At 68.3% G+C, this 21973-nt stretch carries 23 protein-coding genes, 2 tRNA genes and 1 pseudogene; 13 read left to right on the forward strand and 13 right to left on the reverse strand.

Translation table 11 applies throughout. The features are described from left to right. The first annotated feature begins 44 nt into the window (after positions 1-44). On the forward strand, positions 45-1046 hold the full coding sequence (locus tag QM806_RS10855) for an alpha/beta hydrolase (protein ID WP_005253267.1): 1002 nt from the start codon (positions 45-47) through the stop codon (positions 1044-1046). An 8-nt stretch (positions 1047-1054) separates the two neighbouring features. On the opposite strand, the gene QM806_RS10860 is transcribed toward QM806_RS10855, so the two are convergent. Together QM806_RS10860 and hisC are read right to left on the reverse strand one after the other, a co-directional pair. Beyond that, positions 1055-2755 (reverse strand): bifunctional metallophosphatase/5'-nucleotidase, encoded by a 1701-nt coding sequence (locus QM806_RS10860; RefSeq protein WP_120659903.1) that lies wholly within the window; start codon positions 2753-2755, stop codon positions 1055-1057. An 89-nt stretch (positions 2756-2844) separates the two neighbouring features. After that, positions 2845-3921, reverse strand: coding sequence for a histidinol-phosphate transaminase (gene hisC, locus QM806_RS10865; RefSeq protein WP_005253269.1), 1077 nt, complete (start codon positions 3919-3921; stop codon positions 2845-2847). 61 nt (positions 3922-3982) lie between these two features. On the opposite strand from hisC, the gene QM806_RS10870 reads away from it, so the two are divergent. The 3 genes from QM806_RS10870 to QM806_RS10880 all read left to right on the forward strand — a co-directional run bounded on the left by QM806_RS10870 (position 3983) and on the right by QM806_RS10880 (position 5017). Beyond that, a complete protein-coding gene (locus QM806_RS10870) occupies positions 3983-4708 on the forward strand; it encodes a dienelactone hydrolase family protein (protein ID WP_005253270.1) in 726 nt (241 codons plus the stop codon). A gap of 99 nt (positions 4709-4807) precedes the next feature. Beyond that, positions 4808-4899, forward strand: a tRNA-Ser gene (locus QM806_RS10875). Positions 4900-4944: 45 nt separating this feature from the next. Next, positions 4945-5017 (forward strand) — tRNA-Arg (locus QM806_RS10880). A 59-nt stretch (positions 5018-5076) separates the two neighbouring features. Here QM806_RS10880 and QM806_RS10885 read toward each other — a convergent pair. Beyond that, entirely contained in the window at positions 5077-5550 is a 474-nt protein-coding gene (locus tag QM806_RS10885) for an ArsI/CadI family heavy metal resistance metalloenzyme (protein WP_005253271.1), read from the reverse strand. A 93-nt stretch (positions 5551-5643) separates the two neighbouring features. Here QM806_RS10885 and QM806_RS10890 point away from each other — a divergent pair, with 93 nt between their 5' ends. Then, positions 5644-6003: an Rv2640c family ArsR-like transcriptional regulator gene (locus QM806_RS10890; RefSeq protein ID WP_005253272.1), complete on the forward strand. Its 360-nt coding sequence runs from the start codon at positions 5644-5646 to the stop codon at positions 6001-6003. A 16-nt stretch (positions 6004-6019) separates the two neighbouring features. On the opposite strand, the gene QM806_RS10895 is transcribed toward QM806_RS10890, so the two are convergent. After that, on the reverse strand, positions 6020-6493 hold the full coding sequence (locus QM806_RS10895; protein WP_050998641.1) for a hypothetical protein: 474 nt from the start codon (positions 6491-6493) through the stop codon (positions 6020-6022). 86 nt (positions 6494-6579) lie between these two features. Beyond that, on the reverse strand, positions 6580-6945 hold the full coding sequence (locus QM806_RS10900; protein ID WP_005253274.1) for a YybH family protein: 366 nt from the start codon (positions 6943-6945) through the stop codon (positions 6580-6582). Positions 6946-7046: 101 nt separating this feature from the next. Between QM806_RS10900 and QM806_RS10905 the strand changes: the two genes are divergently transcribed. Next, positions 7047-7958 carry a LysR family transcriptional regulator gene (locus tag QM806_RS10905; RefSeq protein WP_005561233.1) on the forward strand — a complete coding sequence of 304 codons (912 nt, stop codon included), beginning with the start codon at positions 7047-7049 and terminating at the stop codon, positions 7956-7958. A gap of 65 nt (positions 7959-8023) precedes the next feature. Here the strand turns inward: QM806_RS10905 and QM806_RS10910 are convergent. The 3 genes and pseudogenes from QM806_RS10910 to QM806_RS10920 all read right to left on the reverse strand — a co-directional run. Next, positions 8024-8164: pseudogene (locus QM806_RS10910) on the reverse strand (SDR family NAD(P)-dependent oxidoreductase); the annotation flags it as partial. Then, positions 8161-8901, reverse strand: coding sequence for a fumarylacetoacetate hydrolase family protein (locus tag QM806_RS10915; protein WP_005561231.1), 741 nt, complete (start codon positions 8899-8901; stop codon positions 8161-8163). The pseudogene QM806_RS10910 and the gene QM806_RS10915, both read right to left, overlap by 4 nt. Then, positions 8898-10346 carry an MFS transporter gene (locus QM806_RS10920; RefSeq protein ID WP_375154196.1) on the reverse strand — a complete coding sequence of 483 codons (1449 nt, stop codon included), beginning with the start codon at positions 10344-10346 and terminating at the stop codon, positions 8898-8900. The genes QM806_RS10915 and QM806_RS10920 overlap by 4 nt, the downstream gene beginning before the upstream one ends. 209 nt (positions 10347-10555) lie before the next feature. Here QM806_RS10920 and QM806_RS10925 point away from each other — a divergent pair, with 209 nt between their 5' ends. The 5 genes from QM806_RS10925 (at position 10556) to QM806_RS10945 (ending at position 16862) form a co-directional block, all read left to right on the forward strand. Continuing rightward, positions 10556-11629, forward strand: a complete 1074-nt coding sequence (locus tag QM806_RS10925; protein ID WP_061041108.1) for a D-2-hydroxyacid dehydrogenase — start codon at positions 10556-10558, stop codon at positions 11627-11629. Between the two features lie 133 nt (positions 11630-11762). Continuing rightward, complete coding sequence (locus QM806_RS10930) at positions 11763-13001, forward strand: cation:proton antiporter (RefSeq protein WP_120659901.1); 1239 nt, start codon at positions 11763-11765, stop codon at positions 12999-13001. Continuing rightward, positions 12998-14566, forward strand: coding sequence for an MFS transporter (locus QM806_RS10935; protein ID WP_005561224.1), 1569 nt, complete (start codon positions 12998-13000; stop codon positions 14564-14566). The genes QM806_RS10930 and QM806_RS10935 overlap by 4 nt, the downstream gene beginning before the upstream one ends. A gap of 102 nt (positions 14567-14668) precedes the next feature. Beyond that, entirely contained in the window at positions 14669-15982 is a 1314-nt protein-coding gene (locus QM806_RS10940; protein WP_037202823.1) for a serine hydrolase domain-containing protein, read from the forward strand. A 76-nt stretch (positions 15983-16058) separates the two neighbouring features. Next, the gene (locus QM806_RS10945) at positions 16059-16862 is read left to right on the forward strand and encodes an NAD(P)H-binding protein (protein ID WP_005561223.1); all 804 of its coding nucleotides are present in this window, start codon (positions 16059-16061) and stop codon (positions 16860-16862) included. A gap of 16 nt (positions 16863-16878) precedes the next feature. Here the strand turns inward: QM806_RS10945 and QM806_RS10950 are convergent, their stop codons facing one another. From QM806_RS10950 to QM806_RS10970, 5 genes are all read right to left on the reverse strand, one after another. Further along, positions 16879-17310 (reverse strand): nitroreductase family deazaflavin-dependent oxidoreductase, encoded by a 432-nt coding sequence (locus QM806_RS10950; RefSeq protein WP_005561222.1) that lies wholly within the window; start codon positions 17308-17310, stop codon positions 16879-16881. Positions 17311-17391: 81 nt separating this feature from the next. Next, the gene (locus tag QM806_RS10955; RefSeq protein ID WP_283291339.1) at positions 17392-18048 is read right to left on the reverse strand and encodes a class I SAM-dependent methyltransferase; all 657 of its coding nucleotides are present in this window, start codon (positions 18046-18048) and stop codon (positions 17392-17394) included. 61 nt (positions 18049-18109) lie between these two features. Continuing rightward, on the reverse strand, positions 18110-18379 hold the full coding sequence (locus tag QM806_RS10960) for a hypothetical protein (RefSeq protein ID WP_037202863.1): 270 nt from the start codon (positions 18377-18379) through the stop codon (positions 18110-18112). A gap of 124 nt (positions 18380-18503) precedes the next feature. Then, entirely contained in the window at positions 18504-18908 is a 405-nt protein-coding gene (locus QM806_RS10965) for a very short patch repair endonuclease (protein WP_005561220.1), read from the reverse strand. A 14-nt stretch (positions 18909-18922) separates the two neighbouring features. Beyond that, on the reverse strand, positions 18923-20068 hold the full coding sequence (locus QM806_RS10970) for a DNA cytosine methyltransferase (protein WP_005561219.1): 1146 nt from the start codon (positions 20066-20068) through the stop codon (positions 18923-18925). A gap of 180 nt (positions 20069-20248) precedes the next feature. On the opposite strand from QM806_RS10970, the gene QM806_RS10975 reads away from it, so the two are divergent. Together QM806_RS10975 and QM806_RS10980 are read left to right on the forward strand one after the other, a co-directional pair. Continuing rightward, positions 20249-21361, forward strand: a complete 1113-nt coding sequence (locus QM806_RS10975) for a hypothetical protein (protein ID WP_265146895.1) — start codon at positions 20249-20251, stop codon at positions 21359-21361. Next, the gene (locus tag QM806_RS10980; RefSeq protein ID WP_005248751.1) at positions 21358-21945 is read left to right on the forward strand and encodes a putative glycolipid-binding domain-containing protein; all 588 of its coding nucleotides are present in this window, start codon (positions 21358-21360) and stop codon (positions 21943-21945) included. The genes QM806_RS10975 and QM806_RS10980 overlap by 4 nt, the downstream gene beginning before the upstream one ends. Positions 21946-21973 lie beyond the last annotated feature (28 nt).

Genomic DNA, 21973 nt, shown 5'->3' on the forward strand with positions numbered 1-21973 from the left:
TGTGCAATCGGGGTCCACACAGTCCGGGGAAGAGGTATTTCTTTATGCGTCGCGAAGCATTGGCTGCCATCGGTCTGGCAGTGTCACTGACCCTCATGGGGCCGGCGTTCACTGCTGTGGCCGATCCGGTGCCTGCTCCGGTCGCGCCTCCGGGAAGTGGCGTCGCGAGCGTCGACAAGATCGTCCCGCTCACCGACACCCGTAGTGCCGTCTTCATCAATTCCCCCGCCATGGGCCGCGTCGTGCAGGTGCAGGTGCTGCATCCCGCCGGTGGCGGGTCGAGGCCGTCGCTGTACCTGCTCGACGGGGTCAGCGCAGGCGCCGAGTCGGACTTCCGGGAAAGCACCTGGACGCAGAAGACGGACGTGGTCCAGTTCTTCGCCGACAAGAAGGTCAACGTGGTGCTCCCGGTGGGCGGCACCGCCAGCTACTACACCGACTGGCAGCAGCCCGACCCCACGCTGGGTGTCAACAAGTGGGAGACGTTCCTGGCCGACGAACTCCCGCCGATCATCGACAAGAACTTCAGCGGCAACGGCGTCAACGCCGTCGCGGGTGTGTCGATGGGCGCGATGGGTGCCGCCAACCTCGTCACCCGGCACCCGCAGCTCTACCGCGGTCTCGCCGCCTACAGCGGATGCCTCGACAACACGCAACCCAGCTCGCGGGATTCGGTGCGGGGCACGGTGGCGTTCAAGGGCGGGAACCCGGCCAACATGTGGGGTCCCGACACCGATCCGGCCTGGACTGCGCACGACCCTTCGGTGAACGCCGAAGCCCTGCGCGGCAAGCAGATCTACATCTCGACGGGCAACGGGCTCCCCGGACCGTATGAGATCAGCGGAGACATCGCGTCCACGATCGCGGTGGGCGGTCCCCTCGAGGCCGCGGCGAACCTCTGCACGCAGACGTTCCAGCAGCGCCTGACCCACCTCGCGATTCCGGCGACGTTCATCTACCGCCACTTCGGCACGCATTCGTGGCCGTACTGGCAGGACGAACTGCGCACGTCGTGGCCCGTCCTGAAGAGCGCGCTCGGCGTCTGACCGCGTCCCTATCCGACCACGGTGATCCGGTCGGTGTTCGGCGGCGTCACCGGTGAAGTGGTCCCCAGATACGCCGTGAACGCGTCGAGGTCGCAGCCCGCGCGCACGGCTTCGGCGCGGGTGCGGAACGCGTCGAAGCCGTCGCCGCCGTCGGCGAGGAACTTGTTGACGGCCACCCGGTAGGTGCCGTCGGGGACGACCGCGTCGCCGTTCACCCGGATGTCCGAGATGCGTTCGCCGACAGTCGCCGAACGATTCATGGTGTAGGTCAGCGAACTCGACGGGGCGAGGATCCGCTCCGTGATCGTGCCGTCTCCGCGCGGCTGGAACTGCTGCTCGAGGGCACGCTTCAGGGTCGTGCCGGTGACCGTCAGGACCTCGAGGGTGTTGCCGAAGGGTTGAGCGGCGTAGGTCTGCCCGTAGGTGACGGCGCCGTCCGGGCCGCGCAGCAGATCCTCGCGGAGTCCACCGGGGTTGGTGAGTGCCACCTGGGCGCCGTGCGCCGATCCGGCCGCCAGCTGGGCGTCGGCGACTACGTTGCCGAGGGTGGACTCGCCGCTGCCGGTCTCGTCGCGGGTGAGGTCGCCCGTCACCGACGCCACGCGCGCCGCACCGATCTCGGAGGCCTGGGCGGCGGCACCGTCGGCGAGCGCCTGGATGTCGGGGTCGGACGGGATGTCGTGGGTGACCACCTGATTGAACGCGGACGCGCGGTCGCGCAGGACGTCGCGGGTGGTGCGGTCGATCGACACGTCGACCACCGAGACGATCCGGCCGTGTGACGCGCCCTGCATCATGATGCGCGGGTTTCCCATCGGGTCGGGAAACGAGCAGTTGTACTGCTGGTGGCTGTCGGCCGTGAAGATGACGTCGACCTTCGGGGACGCCCGCAGCGCGAGGTCGCGCGCGGGTCCGGATGTCACCTCGCACGAGTTGGGGCCGTTGTCGGCGTCCGGTTCGGCTCCCTTGTGCATCAGCAGCGCGATGGCCCGCACGCCGAAGAAGTCGAGGAGATCCGCGGTGCGGTCGACGGCGGCGAGTTCGTCCGTGAAGCGCAACCCGCCCACCCCCTCCGGGGTCACCATCGTCGCGGTGTCGGCGGGCATGGTCGCGATGACGCCGACCGGGATTCCCTCGACGTAGTTGACGGTGAACGGCAGGGTCGCGGGCGCGCCGTCGTCGAACTCCATGTTCGCCGCGAGGAGCGGGAAGTTCGCGCCCTCGAACGTGTTTCCGAACCGGCAGCCGTCGACGGGATGACAGCCACCGGTCTGCATCCGCCGGAACTCCGTGTAACCCTCGTCGAGTTCGTGATTGCCGATCGCGGACGCGTCGACGCCCATCCTGTTGAGTAGCTGCACGGTCGGTTCGTCGTGGAACATCGCGGATTCGAGCGCGGACGACCCCCAGTTGTCACCCACCGAGTACAGCAGCGAATGGGTCGCCTGGCCGCGCAGCTGGTCGACGTACGCGGCCAGGTAGGCGGCGCCGCCGGCCGGGACCAGCGAGCCGTCGGCGTGCTTCACCTGACTGCGGATGCCGGGCGGCGGTTCGAGGCTGCCGTGGAGGTCGTTGAAGGCGAGGAGCCGGACGGAGACCGCCGCGTCCTGCGACTGCGCCGCGGACAGCCCCGACGTCACCGAGATCGCCAGCGTCGTCGCCAGTCCGGCCGCCAGCACGGCAGTGCGGAGCGCGGCGCGGCGACGCATGTATGGGCTCCCTTCGGCAAAACCTCACTGAGTCTGCCAACAGGGAGTCACGGGCGTTATACCCGTGGGTAACGTTTACGTCTCGAGCGTTACGCGCGGACCGCGACGTTCGCGATCGAGCGTGCCTCGGTGCTCGTCGCGAACGCGAGGAACGCGTCGTTCTCCGCGGGATCGCCGATCGTGATCCGCACACCGTCGTCGCCGTACGGGCGCAGTAGCACGCCGGCCTCGGCGCTGGCGGCGGCGAACGCCCCGGAGTGCGTGCCCAGCGGGAGGTAGACGAAGTTGGCGGCCGATTCGGGCACGTCGTACCCGGCGGCGAGCAGGGCGTCGCGCACCCGGTTCCGCTCGGCGACGACGCCGTCCGTGCGTGCCAGCAGTTCTCCGGACGCGGCCAGCGACGCGATGGCGGCGGCCTGCGCGACGGCATTGACCGCGAACGCGATGTGCACCTTGGTCAGCGCGGTGACCACCGCGGGATCGGCGACCGCGTACCCCACGCGGATGCCGGCGAGGCCGTAGGCCTTGGAGAACGTGCGCAGCACCACCACGTTGGGGCGTCCGCGGAACAGTTCGATGCCGTCGGCGTCGGACCGGTTGTACTCGAAGTAGGCCTCGTCGAGGGCCACCAGAACGCCCGCGGGGACGGCGTCGAGGAACCGCTCGAGTTCGGCCTTCGTGAGCGTGTTGCCGGTGGGGTTGTTCGGGTTGCAGACGAAGATCAGCCGGGTGCGGTCGGTGATCGCGGCCAGCATCGCGTCGAGGTCGTGACCGTGGTCGGCGGTGAGCGGAACCTTGACGGGTGTCGCCCCGGCCACCTGCGTGACCACGGGATAGGCCTCGAACGACCGCCACGCGAAAATGACCTCGTCACCGTCGTTGCACGTGGCCTGCACCAACTCCTGGCACAGGCTCACCGAACCGCAACCCGCGGCGATGTTCTCCGTGGCCACCCCGAGGTGGTCGGCGAGCGCCGCGATCAGGGCGACATGGCCGTTGTCCGGATATCGGTTGGCGTTGCCGGCGGCCTCCGCGATGGCATCGCGCACGCTCGGCAACGGCCCCAACGTGGTCTCGTTGCTCGCCAGCTTGATCGCGCCCGGAAAGTTCTTGCCGGGGATGTAGGCCGGAATCGTCTCGAGGTCTGCCCTGGTTCGCGGAGTCACCAGGCGATTATGCGCCTCCCGATCCACTGCGCCGACGCCCCCTTCGTGCCAAGGTAGGGGCATGTCGGGATTCTTCAGGGACAGTGCAGCCCTGCGGACGTCCGGAGACGCGCCGGAAAGCCCTCAGATGCGTGTTCCGCTCACCGCGGTCGAACCGGACGGTCCGGCGCGGGGCGGGATCGTGGTCCTGCACGAGTCGCGCACCTTCAGCGAACCTCTCCTCGATCTGATGCGCTCGCTCGCGATGGAGGGGTGGGTGACGGTAGCGCCGCACCTCTTCCACCGGGAACCGGCGCCGAGCGATGTCGAGGTGTTCGGCGACGCCCTGTTCGCCGACTTCGACGCCACCTTCGACTGGCTGATCGCGCGGGGCATCTACGCCGACTGCGTGGGCGTGCTGGGTTTCGACGACGCCGGAACCGCCGCCCTGCTGGTCGCCACCACGCGTCCCGTCGGCGCCGCCGTGAGTGTTGCCGCCCGCGGCATCGTCGAGCCGCTGTCGGAGGACGCGCCTGCGCTGGTGGACGCGGCACCCGACCTGAAGGCGCCGTGGCTCGGTCTGTACGGGGAGGACGATCCGTCCACGCCGCCCGATCAGGTCGAGCTGTTGCGCGACGCCACCGCCAAGTCGGACGTCGCGGGGCTCGTCGTGAGTTATGCGGGGCTCGCCCACCGGGCCGACGAACCGCCCCAGGTGCCCGACGGCAGGGACGACGACCCGGGCGCGCAGGCGATCGTCGACGCGCAGCGGCGGATCTTCGACTGGTTCGACAGTCACCTGCGATAAACCGGCCAGCCTTACGCTCTGACCAGCCGTTTTGCCTTTGTGGTGGAAAGGTGTGTAATCTTTCGCACCGGCGGTCCGAAGGGATCGGAACCACCCCAGGGAGGCGTGCCAGAGCGGCCGAATGGGACTCACTGCTAATGAGTTGTCCCTTTTACGAGGGACCGGAGGTTCAAATCCTCTCGCCTCCGCCACACCGGGCCTAGTCGGCCGGTGCAAGCTAGACAACTGAAGAACATGCGCCCGTAGCTCAACGGATAGAGCACTTGACTACGGATCAAGAGGTTAGGGGTTCGAATCCCTTCGGGCGCACAAAGAAACCCCGTCAACTGCAGTGATGCAGATGGCGGGGTTTCTCTTTGCCGGGCGCACTAGCAGCAGGACGTGCCCGCGGCGGCCTTCTCCCCGTCCGCGGCGGTGCCGCAGCAGGCGCCCCCCTCGGTGTCGGCGTCGAGGTGCCGGGGGCTCGACCCGAATGTGTCGGAGTCGGCGAGCACGGTGTAGACCTCCCACTTCTCGCCGGCGGGGCCGGTGACCCACACCTTGTCCTGGGTCGCGAAGCAACAGGTGGTGCCGATCTCCTCGTCGGTGAAGAGGCCTTCCCCGGTCAGCCGTGCGATCTCCTCGTGCACCCGGGCGCTCGATTCGACCTCGACGCCGAGGTGGTTGATGGTGCCGCCCTCGCCGGGATTCTCCAGCAGCACCAGCTTGAGGGGTGGCTGCGCGATGGCGAAGTTCGCGTAGCCCGGCTTCAGTTTCGCCGGTTGGGTATCGAACAGTTTCGAGTAGAACGTGACTGCTTCCTCTAGATTGTCGACATTGAGGGCGAGCTGGGCGCGGGACATGACAACCTCCACCTGTGGGACATATATCGAATTGCTTGCAATCACAGACTCTCACCTTTTTGACATATGTCAAGAAGGTGAGAGGATGGAGTCATGCCCAAGACGTTGCCGGTCGTAGATGTCTCAGCGCCGATCTGCTGCGCGCCCGTCTCGGCCGCCCCGATGACCGACGAGGCCGCTCTGCACCTCGCGCTACGCCTCAAGGCGCTGGCCGACCCGGTCCGCATCAAGCTGATGTCGATCCTGCTGACCGCGAGCGGCGGCGAGGTGTGCACGTGCGATCTCGCGACCGGCGTGGGCCTGTCCGAATCGACCGTCAGTCACCATCTCGGCCAGCTCAAGAAGGCGGGAATGGTCCAGCCCGTCCGCCGTGGCATGAACGTCTTCTACAGTGCGCGGCCGGACGCCCTCGACGCACTGCGGGTGGTCCTCGACCCCAACTGCTGCACCTGACGGCGACCGGGACCGGTCACGACGTTCGCGTGCTCGATTCGAGACCGATCGTGGTGGTGGTCGAACCGAGACCGATCCGTGGCCAGCCTGCGGTGACCGCGATGAATCCCGACGTGGGTATCGCGTCCAGCCAGTAATGCGGTTCGGTGCGGTACTCGGGTGGCCCGCTCCGGCACGGCTTCGACGCCGCCGCCGGATGGTAGGGGTCGGCCTCGCCTTCGATGTCGTCGACCCGCGCCCGCACCGACAGATAGGACCACCGAGTCGAGGGATCGTCCGGGTCGGACAACGGGCGGGTCTCGAACTGCGCCAGCTCCGCAGGCCTGCCCGTCGCGGTCAGGGCCATCCGGAGGTGGAGGCCGTCCGGGAACGCCACGACCTCGAACAGTTCGAGCGTGAGGTGGTCTTCGGCCGTGAGGAGCAGGGGACCGTGCACCCGGTGTCCTCCGGTGGTGGGTGGTGCTACTGCCGGCCAACGCGGTCTGCGCATGACCCCTATGGTCCCACCGATCCGAGTGCAGATGCAATGGTGGACAACGAAGTTCATGCCGTGTAGGGGCCGGTGCAGCCACAACCTCAGCGGGTGGGCGGGACGAACTCCGGCTGGTCGAGCAGTCGGAGCCAGGTTCCGTCCGGTTGCCTGCGGACGACCTGGGCCCGCGCGCCGGATCCGTCCGTGGGCGGGGTGGACGTGAGCGCGATGTCGTCACTGACCAGCGTGGGGAGCGGCGTCTCCGGTTCGAAGTGCGGCGCATTCGCGAGCACCGACTCCCACAGCTTCTGGATGGCTGCCCGGCCGACCGTCCGGCTGCCGGGCGGATACGCCATGACGGCGTTCTCCTCGTACAGGGCGGCGACTCCGGCCGCGTCGCCGGCATTGCTGCGCTCGACGAACAGTCGGGTGAGATCTTCGGGGTTCAGGGCCTTCTCGTAGTCGGACACGGGACTCCTTTCGTGGGTGAACTTGCTGTCACATCTCAGAATGGTTGCCCTGCAACCGGAAGTCCAACAGATAGTTTTGCTGGATACTAGAATCTTTGCTTATGGAACTGAGGCAGCTGGAGTACTTCGTCGCGGTCGCCGAAGAAGCGAACTTCACCCGTGCCGCCGAACGCGTCCACATCAGCCAATCGGGGATCAGTGCGCAGATCCGGCAGCTCGAGCACGACCTCGGCGCCACGCTGATCGACCGGTCGAGCCGGACCGCGACGCTTACGTCCGCGGGGGAGGCAGCGCTCGTGCACGCCCGCGAGGCGCTCGCGTCGGCCGAGTCGATGCGACAGGCTGTGGACGACGTCAACCAGCTGATCCGGGGCCGGCTCGTCGTCGGGATGGTCACCGCCTGCACGGTGAAGCCGCTGTTCGACGCGCTGTCCGCGTTCCACGTCGCGCACCCGGGGATCGAGATCACGCTGACCGAGGACAGTTCCGACCGCCTCGTCGAACGGGTCCGTGCCGGTGCCATCGATCTCGCTCTCGTCGGCACCGCGACCGCCCCGCCGGAAGGCCTGGACGCCTTCCCGATCATCAGCGAGGGGCTGGTCGCGGCCGTGCCACCCGGACACCCCCTGGCCGGGCGTTCGCGCGTCACCCTGGCCGAACTCGGCGACCATGCGATCGTATGTATGCCGACCGGAACGGGGATCCGGACGGTCTTCGACCAGGCGTGTGCGGCCGCAGGCCTCCGCCCCGACATCGCCCTGCAGGCGAGTGCGCCCGACGCCGTCGCCGACCTCGCGATCCGCGGGCTGGGGGTCGCGATCCTCAGCGAGTCGATGGCGACGGACTACCGAGGACGGTTGACGGCGGTCGCACTGGACGACGTGGACATCCCGGCCGTGCTCGCGCTGGTCTGGAAGAGCCTCGCGGGTCCCGCGCTCCGCGAACTCGTCCTGCACACCCGCCGCTCCTTCGGCGAGCTGCAGACCGAACCGGCCGCCCCGGTCGGTGGCTGAACCCTCACACCACCGCGGTCATCCCCCCGTCGATGAAGATCACCTGACCATTGACATACCGGGATCCGTCCGACGCGCTCGGCCGACACCCCGTTGAGGACGATCGTGGCGCCCGCCTCGGCCAGGCCCCGCGCGAGGGCGTAGCCGATTCCCCGGCTCGAACCGGTGACCAGGGCGATGCGCCCGGACAGATCGAAGAGGTTCACAGCGCACGCACCGGGTTGGCCAGCGTGCCGATTCCGCCGAGCGTGATCTCGGCACGGTCACCCGGTTTGACCGGGCCGAGCGTGAACGGGCAACCGGTGAGCACGACGTCTCCCGGACCGAGGGTCAGATACCGGGTGAGATGGACCAGTTGCTCGGACACGTTCCAGGCCAGCTGCCGGGTGGACGCCTCGGCCACCGTCACGCCGTTGACGCGCACCGCGATCGGCACGTCCCCGGAGCCGAGATTCGTCTCGATCCACGGTCCCAGCGGGGTGAAACCGTCGCCATGTTTCGCCTGGGTGAGCTTGTCGTCCAACGCTGTCTGCTCCACCGCGGTGACGTCGTTGCCGATCGTGTATCCGAGGATCGCGGACGGGACGTCCCCGGGGCGCAGGCGGCGGCAGGTGCGGCGGATGACGACGGCCAGCTCGCCCTCGACGTTGACCTGCCCCAGCCCTTCGTCGACCACGATCGGATCCTCAGGGCCGATCACCGTGCGCGTCGACTTCATGAACGCCTGCAACGGGAGGTCGCGATCTCCGGGTGCGCCGTTGTGGGCCATCCCGAGCAGGACCCGCGGTTCGGCGGGCGCGAGCAGGCGTGCGCCGTCGAGGTCGTGTGCGGGTCCGGTGAACGTCAGGGTATCCGCGTACGGATCCGCCACCTCGTGCCAGCGACCGTCGCGCAGGCACACCGGCCGCGGTCCCGAGTCGGTGGCGATGCGGGCCAGTCTCATGCGTCGACCCGATCCTTCGACCCCGTGGTGACGGCATCCGGTCCGTGGACCGGGTCGGCCATCGCGTCCCAGGCGAGCCCGAGGTCGCGGCCACGGGTTTCGGGTGTCACGAACGTGGTGGCGAACGTGATGACGCTGAGGACCAGAACGTAAATTGCGAGCGGCACCCACGAGTTGTTCAGCAGCGACAGAAGCAGTGCGCCGACGAAGGGCGCGATGCCGCCGGCGAGGATGGCGCTCGTCTCCCTGGCGACCGCGACGCCGATGTAGCGGTGGCGATTGCCGAACAACTCGGGCAGGGCCGCGCACTGCGCACCGAGCATCACGTTGACGCCGATCCCGTAGCTGACCGCGAGCGTTGCCACCACGAGAACCGGGTTGCCGAGTGAGAGCAGCCACCACGACGGGACCGCGAGGACGAGCTGCAGGGCCGCACCGAACCGGTACACCCGCATCCGGCCGAAGCGGTCCGACAGCGCGCCCGAAATCGGGATGACGAGCATGCCGATGGCGGCGCCGCAGGCAATGGCGAGCGGTCCGATCGACTTGCTGACACCCACCACCGTCGTCACGTAGCTGATGCCGAGGGTCTGGAAGATGTACGAGCCGCCGTTCTCGGCCATCCGGAGGCCGATGCCGCGGAGCACGCTGGGCATCGAGCTGCCGATCAGCTCCCGGAACGGGCTCTCGCTGATCTGATCCTGCTTCTCCAGCTTGATGAACGTGGGGCTCTCCTGCATGCGGAGCCGGATGAACACGGCGACCGCGATGAGGAAGACAGACGCCAGGAACGGCACCCGCCACACCCAGTCGAGGAGGAGTTCACGGTCGATCTGGCCGAGGATCGCGAAGACCCCGGAGGCCATCAGGGTGCCCACCATGATCCCGACGAAGGGGAGTGCGGAGAAGAATCCGCGTCGCGGGGTGGGCGAATACTCCGCCATCAGTGTCGTGGCACCGGCCTGCTCGGCTCCCGCGCCGAAGCCCTGCAGCAGTCGCAGCGCGACCAGCAGGATCGGGGCCCAGATGCCCACCTGTGCGCCGGTGGGCAGGACGCCGATCAGCGTGCTCGCACCGCCCATGATCGCGATCGTGATCATCAGGACGGCCTTGCGTCCGAGGCGGTCACCGAGGGCACCGAAGAACAGGCCGCCGACGGGACGGGCGAGGAAGCCGACGGCGTACGTGCCGAAACTGGCCATCAGCGCGGCCGACGCACCCATGGCAGGGAAGAACAGCTCGCCGAATATCAGCGCCGACGCCAGGCCGTACAGGGCGAAGTCGTAGTACTCGAGCGCGCTGCCGATGGAACTGGCGAGCGTCGCCCGTTTGAGGTTCGCGGCGTAATCCGGGTCGTCGGAGGCGCGCACCGGTCGGGTGGATTCACTGCCGCCTTCCGGCATCTTCGAGTCCGCGCCTACTTGAATCTTCGATTCTGGGGACATCTTCTGCTCCGTTGTGGGAGGGGACCACGTCGAGCGCGGTCACAAACAGTTCGGTGTAGTGACCCAGGTCACTGGCGTGTCGAGGACGATACCGCGAAGACGGCTATTTGTCATACATAACTGAAAGTGTTGACTGAATCACATGATTAGTGCAGAGTTTTTGTTCTGAACATATGGTCAGAATCGGCCCGTATACGAAGGAATCTGCAGTGAGCGCACACGACTCGAAGCCACTCGACGGGCGACTCCGCGTAGTCGCCGCGACCCCCGTGAGCGAAGAGCTCATCAGTCTCGTCATTCGGGCGGAACCGCGCATCGACTTCATCCGCGAGCAGGATCTGCTCCCGCCCTCCCGATTCCCGGGTGATCACTCCGGCGATCCGTCGTTCTCCCGGACCGCGGAGCAGCAGAAGGCCTTCGACGATCTGGTCGATTCGGCGCAAGCCCTGTACGGCGTGCCCGACGAGACTCCGGCGGCGCTGACCAGGACGGCGGGCGTCAACCCCCAACTCCGCTGGGTGCACACGATGCCCGCCGGCGGCGGGGCCCAGGTGAAGGCGGCCGGCCTCACCGACGAGCAACTCGCCCGCATCGCATTCAGTACCTCCGCCGGTGTGCACGCGGAACCGTTGGCCGAGTTCGCCGTCTTCGGCCTGCTGGCCGGCGCCAAGACCCTCCCGCGCCTCCTCGCCCAGCAGCGCGACAAGGTGTGGAGCGGCCGCTGGGCCATGGGAACCGTGTCCGGGCAGCGCATCGTCATCGTCGGGCTGGGCAGCATCGGCCGCGCGACGGCACTGAAGCTGAAGGCCCTCGGCGCCACCGTCGTGGGAACGAGCAGGCGCGACACCGCGATCGAGGGAGTCGACGAGATCGTGCACCCCGACCGCCTGGCCGATGTGGTCGGGGACGCGGACGGCATCGTCGTGACGCTTCCCGGAACCAGCGCCACCGAAGGTCTTGTCAGCGCAAAGGTATTCGGCGCGGTCAAACCCGGCGTGACGGTGGTGAGCGTGGGCCGGGGAACCGTCGTCGACGAGATCGCCATGACCGCGGCGATCGAGGACGGGCGGGTCGGATTCGCCGCGCTGGACGTCTTCGCGTCCGAGCCCCTGGCGTCGGACAGTCCGCTGTGGACTCACCCGAACGTGCTGGTCAGCCCGCACACCGCAGCGTTGAATCCCGCGGAGGATCGCCTCATCGCGGAACTGTTCGCGCGCAATGCCACCCGGTTCCTCGACGGCGAGGAACTGATCAACCGCGTCGACACCGTCGAGTTCTACTGACGATTCGGCGCTGCCGGCTGTGTGTCGGCGGCGCGCCGGCGACGTTCATCCCTCACGGATGATGTCTCGTCGGCCGGGCTCTGTGAAGCTCGGACGCAGTGCTGTGTCCGGTGTTCGAGAGACGGGGTGATGCATGCCTTCCGTGGGAGCCTCACTGTTCTGGATCGTCGCATGCGCCGTGGTCGCCCCACTGCTCGCCGGGTTGTTTCCCCGGAAGCTGGTGCCCGAGGTGGTACTTCTCCTCGTCGCCGGGATCGTCATCGGTCCGCACGTCTTCGACCTGGCGGTCGAGGGCAGCGAGATCGAACTGCTGCGCGACCTGGGGCTGGGGCTGCTGTTCCTGCTGGCCGGGTACGAGATCGACACGGCCGAGATCACCGGCCGCGGCGGCAGGCGGGCCCTGCTGACGTGGCTGGTGTCACTTGCCCTGGCGTTCGCGGTGGTGACGCTGCTGAGCCTCGTCCACGTGGTCGACGCCGGAACCGCGGTGGCCATTGCCATGACGTCGACGGCGCTCGGCACGCTGCTCCCGATCCTCCGGGACGCGGGCGCACTCGACACCCGGCTGGGCAGGACGATCCTCAATCACGGCGCGTTCGGCGAACTCGGACCCGTCGTCGCCATGGCAGTTCTGCTCGGCTCCCGCGGGTCGGTGGCGTCCATCGTCGTCCTCGGACTGTTCACGGCCGCGGCGGTGCTGGTCGCGTTCATACCCGCCCGCGTGCGGCGGGAGGGTTCCCGGATCACCGCGATCATCCGGTCGGGATCGGAGACGACGTCGCAGACCACGGTCCGGCTGACCATGCTGCTTCTCGTCGCACTCACCGTGCTCGCGGCGTCGTTCGGTCTCGACACGATCCTCGGTGCCTTCGCGGCCGGGTTCATCCTGCGGCGGGCCGCGCCCGAAGGTGACGAGACGCTCGAAACGAAGCTCGACGGCCTGGCGTTCGGGTTCCTGATCCCGATCTTCTTCGTGACGTCCGGCATGGCTATCGACGTCGCCGCGGTGGCGTCGGAACCCGGGGTCCTGATCGCGTTCGTCCTGCTGATCCTGCTGGTGCGGGCAGGCCCGGTCTACTTCGCCGGGAGATTCGACCGGGGCGCCGACGGCACGGATCCGCCTTTCACCGGCCGCGAACGCACCCAGCTGGCGCTGTACGCGGGAACGGGTCTGCCGCTGATCGTGGCCGTCACCGGAGTGGCCGTCGACTCCGGTGACATGACGTCCGCCAACGCCTCCGTGCTCGTCGCGGCAGGCGCGATCACCGTCCTCCTCTTCCCGCTCGCCGCGTCGCTGCTGGCGTCGGGCCCCGAACCGTCGGCCGACACGGCGAGCCCACGCGGTGACCAGAACCCCGGGAGCAGACAGTGACTCGAACCGAAACGACGCAGGCGCCGGCCCGAGCCACGCTGATCCTCGCGACCCTCATCCTCGTCGCCGCCGTCGCCAACCTGAACCTGTCCGTCGCGAACGTCGCACTGCCCGACATCGGCCGCGCCTTCGACGCGAGTCAGACGCAGCTGAACCTCGTCGCCGTCGCGTACTCCCTCGGGCTCGCCGCGTCGGTCCTGTATCTGGGGGCCCTCGGCGATCGCTACGGCCGCAAGCAGATGCTGGTGCTCGGCATGGCGCTGTCGCTGCCGGCGTCGGCGATCGCGGGATTCGCCGGGAACTTCGAAATACTATTTCTCGCACGTGTTCTCGGCGGTGTCTCCGCCGGGCTCGCGTTCCCCACCACCCTCGCGATCATCACGGCGCTGTGGTCGGGACCGCCCCGGACCAAGGCGATCGCACTGTGGTCGGCCCTCGGTGGCGCGATCTCGTCGCTCGGGCCGATCGTGTCGGGCGCGCTGCTCGAGCACTTCCATTGGGGCTCGGTGTTCCTCGTGACCCTTCCGCTCGCCGGTCTCGCCCTCGTGGCCGCCATCCTGTGGGTGCCCGCCCACGTCAACGAGACGACCGATCCCGTCGACAATCTCGGCGGCATCATCTCCGTCGTCTTCATCGCCGCCCTCATCCTCGCGATCAATTTCGCGCCTGTGGACGGCGCCGGGGCGCTCGCCCTCGGTCTCGGGTTGATCGCCCTCGCCGCGGGAGCCGCGTTCTTCCTGCAGCAACGGCGGGCGGCGCACCCGCTGTTCGATCTGCACGTCGCCGCCCGCCCGACGTTCTGGGTGGCCGCCGTCGGCGGGGTGATCGTGTTCGGCGCGTTGATGGGTGCGATGTTCATCGGGCAGCAGTTCCTCCAGAACGTGCTCGGGTACTCCACGCTCGCCGCCGGTTCCGCGATCATCCCGGCTGCGGTCGCGATGGTCCTCGTCGCACCCCGCTCCGCGAAACTCGTCGAATCGCACGGCGCCCGGTTCACGCTGCTGCTCGGCTACCTGTTCGTCGTCCTCGGACTGCTTGTCGCGCTGGTGTGGTGGGACGAGGACGCGACCTTCTGGTGGGTGGCCCTCGCATACGCGTTCGTCGGCATCGGAGTCGGGTTCGCGGGCACCCCGGCGTCGCGGTCGCTCACCGGTTCGGTGCCGGTGTCGCGGGCGGGCATGGCGTCCGGCACATCCGACCTGCAACGCGACCTCGGCGGCGCGATCATGCAGTCGATCCTCGGCGCGGTGCTCACCGCCGGTTACGCGAAGTCGCTGTCGGCGACGATCGCCTCGTCGCCGGACTCGAGCCAGATCACCCCGGAAACCCAAGCGGCGCTCACGAAGTCGTACTCCAGCGCCGAAGTGCTCGCGGAACGCTATCCGCAGTACGCCGAGCAGATCATCGCCGCCGCCCGCAACGCCTTCCTGGACGGCGACGATCGCGCGTACCTCGCCGCGATCCTGGTGGTGTGCGCGGGGGCCGTGGTGGTGTTCTTCTTCTTCCCGCACCGGGAGAAGGAGAAGCGGCTGCTGGCTGAATACGCGACCGAGAGAGCGCAGTAGGGCGAATGTACCGCCGGTCGCCTCAGAAGCGCCGAAAGGTACATTCGCCCGGCGGTCGCGGAGTAAATTCCCGAGAGGGGCACCTCGACGACGGGACGCACGATGACAGCTCAGGTCGTGACCAGGACGAATCGGCGACGAGGCCTCGTGGCGGCCGCCGCGGCATTGCTGCTGGTAGTGCCTGCGGCGTGCTCCGAGGACTCGTCCTCCACGGGCACCTCCGCTACCTCCACGACGACGCAGACGGGATCACCGAACGCCGGGGCGGACGCGCAGATCGACCCCGGGGTCGCGGACCGACTCGACGAGGCGATCGAGAAGACGATGTCGATGGCGGCGATTCCCGGCGCGATAGTGGGAGTGTGGGGGCCCGACGGCAACTACGTGAAGGCGTTCGGTGTCGCCGACAAGACGACGGGCGCGCCGATGGAGACCGATTTCTACCACCGAATCGGCAGTGTGACAAAGACGTTCACGGTCACCGGGGTGCTGCAACTGGTCGACGAAGACAAGGTCGCGCTCGACGACCCGATCTCGAAGTACGTGGAGGGCGTGCCGCTGGGTGATCAGATCACGCTGCGCCAGCTCGCCCGGATGCAGAGCGGGCTGGCCAACTACTCGGCCAACGAGGACTTCCAGAAGGCGTTGCTCAGCGACCCGCAGGCCGCGTTCACCCCGCAACAACTGCTGGGTTACGCGTTCGCGCAGCCCGCGACGTTCCCGCCCGGCCAGGGGTTCGAGTACTCCAACACGAACACGACCCTGCTGGGACTTGTCATCGAGAAGGTCAGCGGACTGCCGCTCCCGGAGTACGTGACGCAGAAGATCGTCCAGCCGCTGAAGATGGCGGGCACGAGCTTCCCGACCACCAACGCGTTCCCCGAACCGCACGCGCAGGGCTACACCGAGCAGACCTTGGACGACAAGGAAGCCGTGGCCACCAACTGGAATCCGTCCTGGGGATGGGCGGCGGGCGCGATGATTTCGACCCTCGACGACCTGCACATCTGGGCGCCGGCTCTCGCCACCGGCACCCTGCTGCAGCCGGCCACACAGGCGCAGCGGCTCGAGACGGTGAACGCACCGGGTCTGGCATCCGACGTGGGCTACGGCCTGGGCATCTTCGACGTCGCCGGCTGGATCGGGCACAACGGCAGCCTCCCCGGGTACCAGACTGTGTGCGTCTACCTGCCCGAGCAGGAAACCACCCTCGCGATCATGATCAACACCGACGTCCCCTATCAGGGCAGCGAACCCAGCACGGCGCTGGCGGGGGCCGTCACGGAGATCATCTCGCCGGAACACGTCTACAAGCTCAGCGCCGGAGTGCAGAATCCGGACGCGTCGTCCCCGGCCACGCCGACGCCCTCGGAGACCCCGGCAACGTCCTCGACGTCCGCCCCGCCGACCAGCTGACCCCATGTGAGTGGCAAAGCGTACGCGAGCACACTTCGCCACTCACATGCCCTCCCGCGGCGGTAGCGTGCAGGGCATGACGATTCTCGTGACGGGGGCAACCGGGAACATCGGCAGAATGCTCGTCGACCACCTGCTCGCGCGGGGTGCGACGGACGTCCGGGCCCTCACGAATCATCCTGACAAGGCGCAACTTCCGGGCTCGGTCACCGTCGTCGAGGGATACCTCCGCAGACTCGCAAGCCTGCCCGCGGCGTTCGAGGGCGTCGATTCCCTGTACCTCGCACCGACTCCCGACACCGCCCCGGACGCGCTCGCCCTGGCGAAGCAGGCCGGAGTCCGGCACGTCGTCGACCTGTCAGGCCCCCACGACGGACACTGGGGTGACGTCGCACGGGCCGTCGAGGCGTCCGGCATCGAGTGGACGCACCTGTGGCCCGGCGAGTTCATGGAGAATGCGGGAATCCTGGCACCGCAGATCGCCGCGGGAGACACCGTGCGTGAGCCGTACCCGACGGCGGCGAACGCGCCGATCGCCATGAACGACATCGCCGAGGTCGCGGCCGTCGCTCTCCTCGAGGACGGGCACGTCGGCGCGTCGTACGAACTCACCGGTCCCGAGACGATCACCCGCGCCGACCTCGTCCGAGAACTCGGCGCCGCCCTCGGCCGGAACATCGAGTACCGGCAGGTGTCGCTGGACGAGGCCGTGGACGTCCTGACACCGGCGATGGGGGAGTACGCCCGCTGGTATCTGGAAGGGATGGCGAGTCTGGTCGACGCTCCCCAGGAGGCGAACCGGCTCGTCGAGCAACTCACCGGGCGCCCCGCGACCACCTTCGCGCAGTGGGCGTCGGCGCACGTCGACGAGTTCCGCTGAGGCCGCGCCGGCCGAGTCAGCGGGTCGGGGTGAGCGCGATGACGGGGATCGGCCGATCCGTCTTCTTCTGATAGTCGCTGTACCGGCCGTGGTTGATCTCGTTCATCGTCGCCCACATCCGGTCGTAATCCGGGTCGCCCGGCAGAACCTTCCGCGCCGCCACGGTGATGTGGTCGCGGCCCACCTGGATCTCGCAGGTCGGCGCGGCCAGCACGTTGTGCATCCACGCGGGCGACGTGGGCGCACCACCCTTCGACGCGACGACCAGAAAGCGTGCGCCGTCGCGGCCGTACGTCAACGCGGACGTGCGCGGCTGCCCGGACTTCCGGCCGACACTGTGTAGCAGCAGGGTCGGCATCCCGAACAGCAACCGGTGCCCCACCCATCCTCCGCTGCGTTCGTAGACGAACTGGTGCAGCTGAAGGGCTTTCACGAACAGGTCGGCCACGGCGTCCTCGTCTCGGCACTCTGGTCTCGGCACTCTGGTCTCGGCACTCGGAACAGATCGTGCCCACACAGTAGACCGTCGTCAGGCCCGGCGAACCGCGTGCAGAACGGTGTCGTGAACGGTGACGGGCCGGCCCTCGGGGTCGCGCGCCTCACGCGAGGGCGCCGCCGACACCAGGATCTCCCACTCCGCGGCGTCCAGTACGGCAGCGACCTGTTCCGGTGTGAACAGCATGTCGGGAACATTGGGCCGCCCGACGGACGTCTCCAGATCGGACGGGTGATGCCCGACGACGAGAAGCCGCCCACCTGGATGGACCGCTCCGGCCAGGCGACGGTGCAGGGCCTCGCGGGCAGGTCCCGGCAGATGCATGAAATGTGCCGACACCAGATCGAATCGGCGGGCCGGCGGCTCCCACGACAGGATGTCGGCCTGCTCCCACGTCGTCCGGTCCGCGATGTCGGCGCCGGCTGCGGCGGCCCGTTCGGCGGCGCGTTCCAACGCCACCGTCGACACGTCCACTCCGGTGACGTTCCACCCGCGGGCCGCCAGCCAGATCGCGTCGGCGCCCTCACCGCTGCCCACGTCCAGGGCGCTGCCCGGGGTCACGTCCGCGACCTGCTCGACGAGATGCGGGTTGGGGTTGCCGCTCCACACCTCGGTAGTCGAGCGATAACGCTCGTCCCAGAACTCCTGGCTGAAGAAATCGGTCATGTCCGGTGCCTGCTCGTGGGTCATGCTCCCACTGTGGCCGCCGGGCCCGTCGAACCGGGAATCCGGTTGCCGGAACGGCAACCGATTACGGGCTGGGGAACGTGTAGATGCGGCAACCGCTCATGTTCGCGGCCGACACGACGCCGTCTGCACGCGCAAAATCGCCCTTCGCGGAGAGGTTGTTGGCGAGGGCGGCCTGGTCGTCGCAGAAACTCTGATCCGACGGGTTGGCTGGGGGGTTGCTGATGTAGGTGTCACCCGGTGCAGCGACGGCAAAGGTCGCCGGACCGACGAGTGGGACGGCCGCTGCTGCAAACGCAATGGAGGCCGCCGCGACGATTCGGCGGATCATCATGCTCCTCCGAAGGTGGTCCGAATGGTTACCGATGAGACCATCCTGCACTGATCCGCCGTCGGCGACCATACCCCTAGGGGTGGAAATTCAACACCTCGACCTGCCGCCGTCAGCGAAGCAGGGGTCACTCGTCGGCCAGAGCTTCCTGGACCCTGTTCGCGGCGACCACCGGATTCTCGTGCTCCCAGATCCGCACCACCGTCCACCCGGCGTCGGTCAGCCTCGTGTCGGTGTCACGATCGCGGGTGACGTTGCCGGCGAGCTTCTCGGCCCACCACTGCGCGTTGTTCTTCGGGAACGTGGCGTGCTGCGGGCAGCTGTGCCAGAAGCACCCGTCCACGTACACGGCCACCTTCCGTCGCGGAAACACCAGGTCGGCGCGCCGCCGGACGCCCTTCATCGGCGCCCGGTCCACGTAGTACCGGACCCCGCGCCGGTGCAGTTCCCGGCGCAGTGCGAGTTCGGGTGCGGTGTCGCGACGCCGCTGCGCCCGCATCCGGGCACTGGTCGCGGGATCGGTGGCGGGCATCGCGGGTCCGTCCGCTACGCGGCGGCCTCGGGGAAGCCGCCCATGCGGTCGAGGTGGCTCTCGACGTCGTCGATGAACCCGGGAACGAAACGCAGATTGCCCATCCGCGCCCGCTTCAGGAAGCCGGCGGTCGCGCGCGCCGACAGCAGCCGGGTGTCCTCCAGGAATCCGCTGAGATCCTCGTACGGCTCCTGCACCGGCCACGTCGAGGTGTGCACCCGGAAGGCCTGACGATTGCTGCCCCACGCCGCCACCGGCCACGCGTCGCCGGGCTTCATCGGCGTCTCGATGCCCCGCTCGTAGTCCGCCGGCTCGAGCAGACGCCGACCGACCCACGACGCCATCCGCACACTCACCGCGTTGCCGACGAGCTTCCACCGATGACTGTTCCTCAGCCCGGGGACCAGCGCGGCGGGCGCCGTCCAGTCGGGGTCGAAGCCCTGCAGGCGTTCGGCGTCCACGAGTCCGGGCGTCACGATCTCGCCCGACGGCAGTCGCACGGCGGGCGGGCTCGCGATACCGACGGACGAACCGCCCTTCAGCGTGGGGACCGCGTTGACCGCCCACCCGAGACCGCGGGTGCCCTCGGTCCAATAGAAACCGCACGGGAAGTCGGCATGGTCGTCGACGGGGCGTTCTCCGGCGTCCTCACCGAACAGCACCGCGCGGGGGTCCTCGGTGCGCGAGGCGAGCATCAGGACCCGCTGACGGCGCTGGGGGAGCCCGAACGCGCGCGCATCGACCACCCGGTACGCCCACGTGTAGCCGAGGTCCTCGAGGGCGTCCGTGATATGCCTCATAGCAGCCCCGCGACCCAGTTGCAGCATGAACGGCACGTTCTCGATCAGGAGCCAGCGCGGACCCTTCTTCCGCTTCACCAAGCGGAAGACCTCGTCGACGAGGCCGGAACGGGAACCCGTGATACCGGCGGTCCGGCCGGCCTGGGAGAGGTCCTGGCAGGGGAATCCCGCGGCGACGAGTTCGATGTCCTGGGGGAGGGAACGCAGCTTGGTGACGTCGGAATGCACAGGGACGTCGGTGAATCGGGTACGCAGAACCGCCTGGGCGCCCGGGTCGATCTCACAGAGCAGTTCGGTGTTCCAGCCGTGCTCTCTCAGACCCAACTCGAGCCCGCCGATACCGGCGAACAGGCCCACCATGCTCCCGGTTGACGTCACGGCACCCTTCCTCACGAACCAGTCACCCGAGAACGTTACTCGAGATCTGTGCCTGCTTTGACCAACGACCCGTGAGTACTTATTAACGGCGGGCGGTTAATAAGTACTCACGGGTGGCGAAGCCACATAGACTTCCAGTAGGCGGGAGCACAGGGAGGCGCCATGATCTCGGGTTTCCGAATCTCGGGTTTCCGGAACCGGCCGCACCTCCTGCGCGACGCCCAGGGCAGCGGCCTCGTCGAAGCGTTCGTCATCATCGGGATCGTCACGATCCTGCTCACCCGCGCCTACCTTCACCTCACCGGTTATCCGCAGGTCGGGGGTTCCTCGCTGCACATCGCGCACGTCCTGTGGGGCGGACTCGGCATGGTCGTGGCGCTGGTGACCGTGTTCTCGTTCCTGGGGATGAAACCGCGCGTCCTGGGCGTCGTGATCGGCGGCATCGGGTTCGGGTTGTTCCTCGACGAGATCGGCAAGTTCGTCACCAAGTCCAATGACTACTTCTACCGGCCGTCCGTCGCGATCATGTACGTGGTGATCGTCGTGTTGCTGCTGGTCAACCGGTCGCTGCACGACGTCCGGCCGCCGACCCCGACGGAGGACGTCGCCAACGCCGCCGCCATCGCGCTGGGCGGCCTGGACCGCGGGCTGGACCGCGCACGCCGGGAGCAGGCGCTGGCGCAGCTGCGCCGGGCGGCCGCCGCCGGCGCGGACGAGGCGACGCTGACGTCGGTCCGGGATCTGCTCACCCACTGCCCGGACCGGAACGGCCGGGCCGTGCCCACGGCCCGGGAGCTGGCCCGCCGCGCGACCCCCGCCTTCGCGAAGGGTCCCGGGATGCTCTGGACGGCGGCCGTGCTCCTCACCCTGTTCTCCACCCTGGGACTGCTCAGCGCGGTGATCACGCTCGACGACGACCTCCGCGGCGACGAGGGAACGGACATCACGACGGTCGGCCAGCTCACCGGGTCCGCGATCGCGTTCGTCCTGTGCTGGTCGGCCATCGTGCGACTGCGGAACGGGAAGCTGTGGCCGTTGCAGTTCCTGCGGGCCGCGGCGCTGGTCACGGTGCTGCTCACCGAGGTGTTCGACTTCGTCGCCCAGGAGTTCGGGGCGCTGTTGAACGTGGCGGTCGGACTCGGCGCCCTCGTCGTCTTCTCGTCGCGCATCGCGGTCACGGAACGAGCCCGGGCACTGAGTCTCGGCAACTCTGCTGCAACGAAACTCGGCCCGTTGCCACCCCGGGAGCCGTCGTCGCTTACCGTAGACAGGTGAGCATCCAAGCCTCCGGTGCCTCGACCTGGCCCGCAGTACTGACGTGGCGGGCGGACAACGCACCCCGAATGGAATCGGTGCGCGTCCAGCTCAACGGTGACCGCATCAAGGCAGCAGGCCGGATCATCGGCGGCGAGTGCCCTGAGCATCCGGCGTTCAGCGCGTCCTACGACCTCGTCACGGACGAAAGCGGCGTCACCCGCCGGCTGTCGCTGCGGACGTCCGTTGCGGCCGGTGAACGGCAGATGTCGATCAGCCGGGACGAAGAGGGCACGTGGATGGTGGAGCACGGCGCCAACCACCAGCGGTCCACGTTCGACGGCGCCCTCGACGTCGACATGGTGCTCAGCCCGTTCTTCAACGCCCTGCCCATCCGGCGGTACGGACTGCACCTCGGGTCCGAGGACGTCGAGGTACCCGTCGTCTACGTGAACCTCCTGGACCTGCGGGTCGAGGGCGCGATCCTCACCTACAGCAGTGGTCCGGACGGCATCCACGTGCTGTCGCCGGTGTCGAGTTCCTCGGTGACCGTCGACCGCGACGGGTTCATCATCGACTACCCGGGCCTGGCCGAACGGATTTAGGCGCTCCGCACCCGTGCGCCTTTTTGGT

This window comes from Rhodococcus sp. IEGM 1351 (assembly GCF_030056875.1).
GTDB classification, from domain to species: domain Bacteria; phylum Actinomycetota; class Actinomycetes; order Mycobacteriales; family Mycobacteriaceae; genus Rhodococcus_F; species Rhodococcus_F opacus.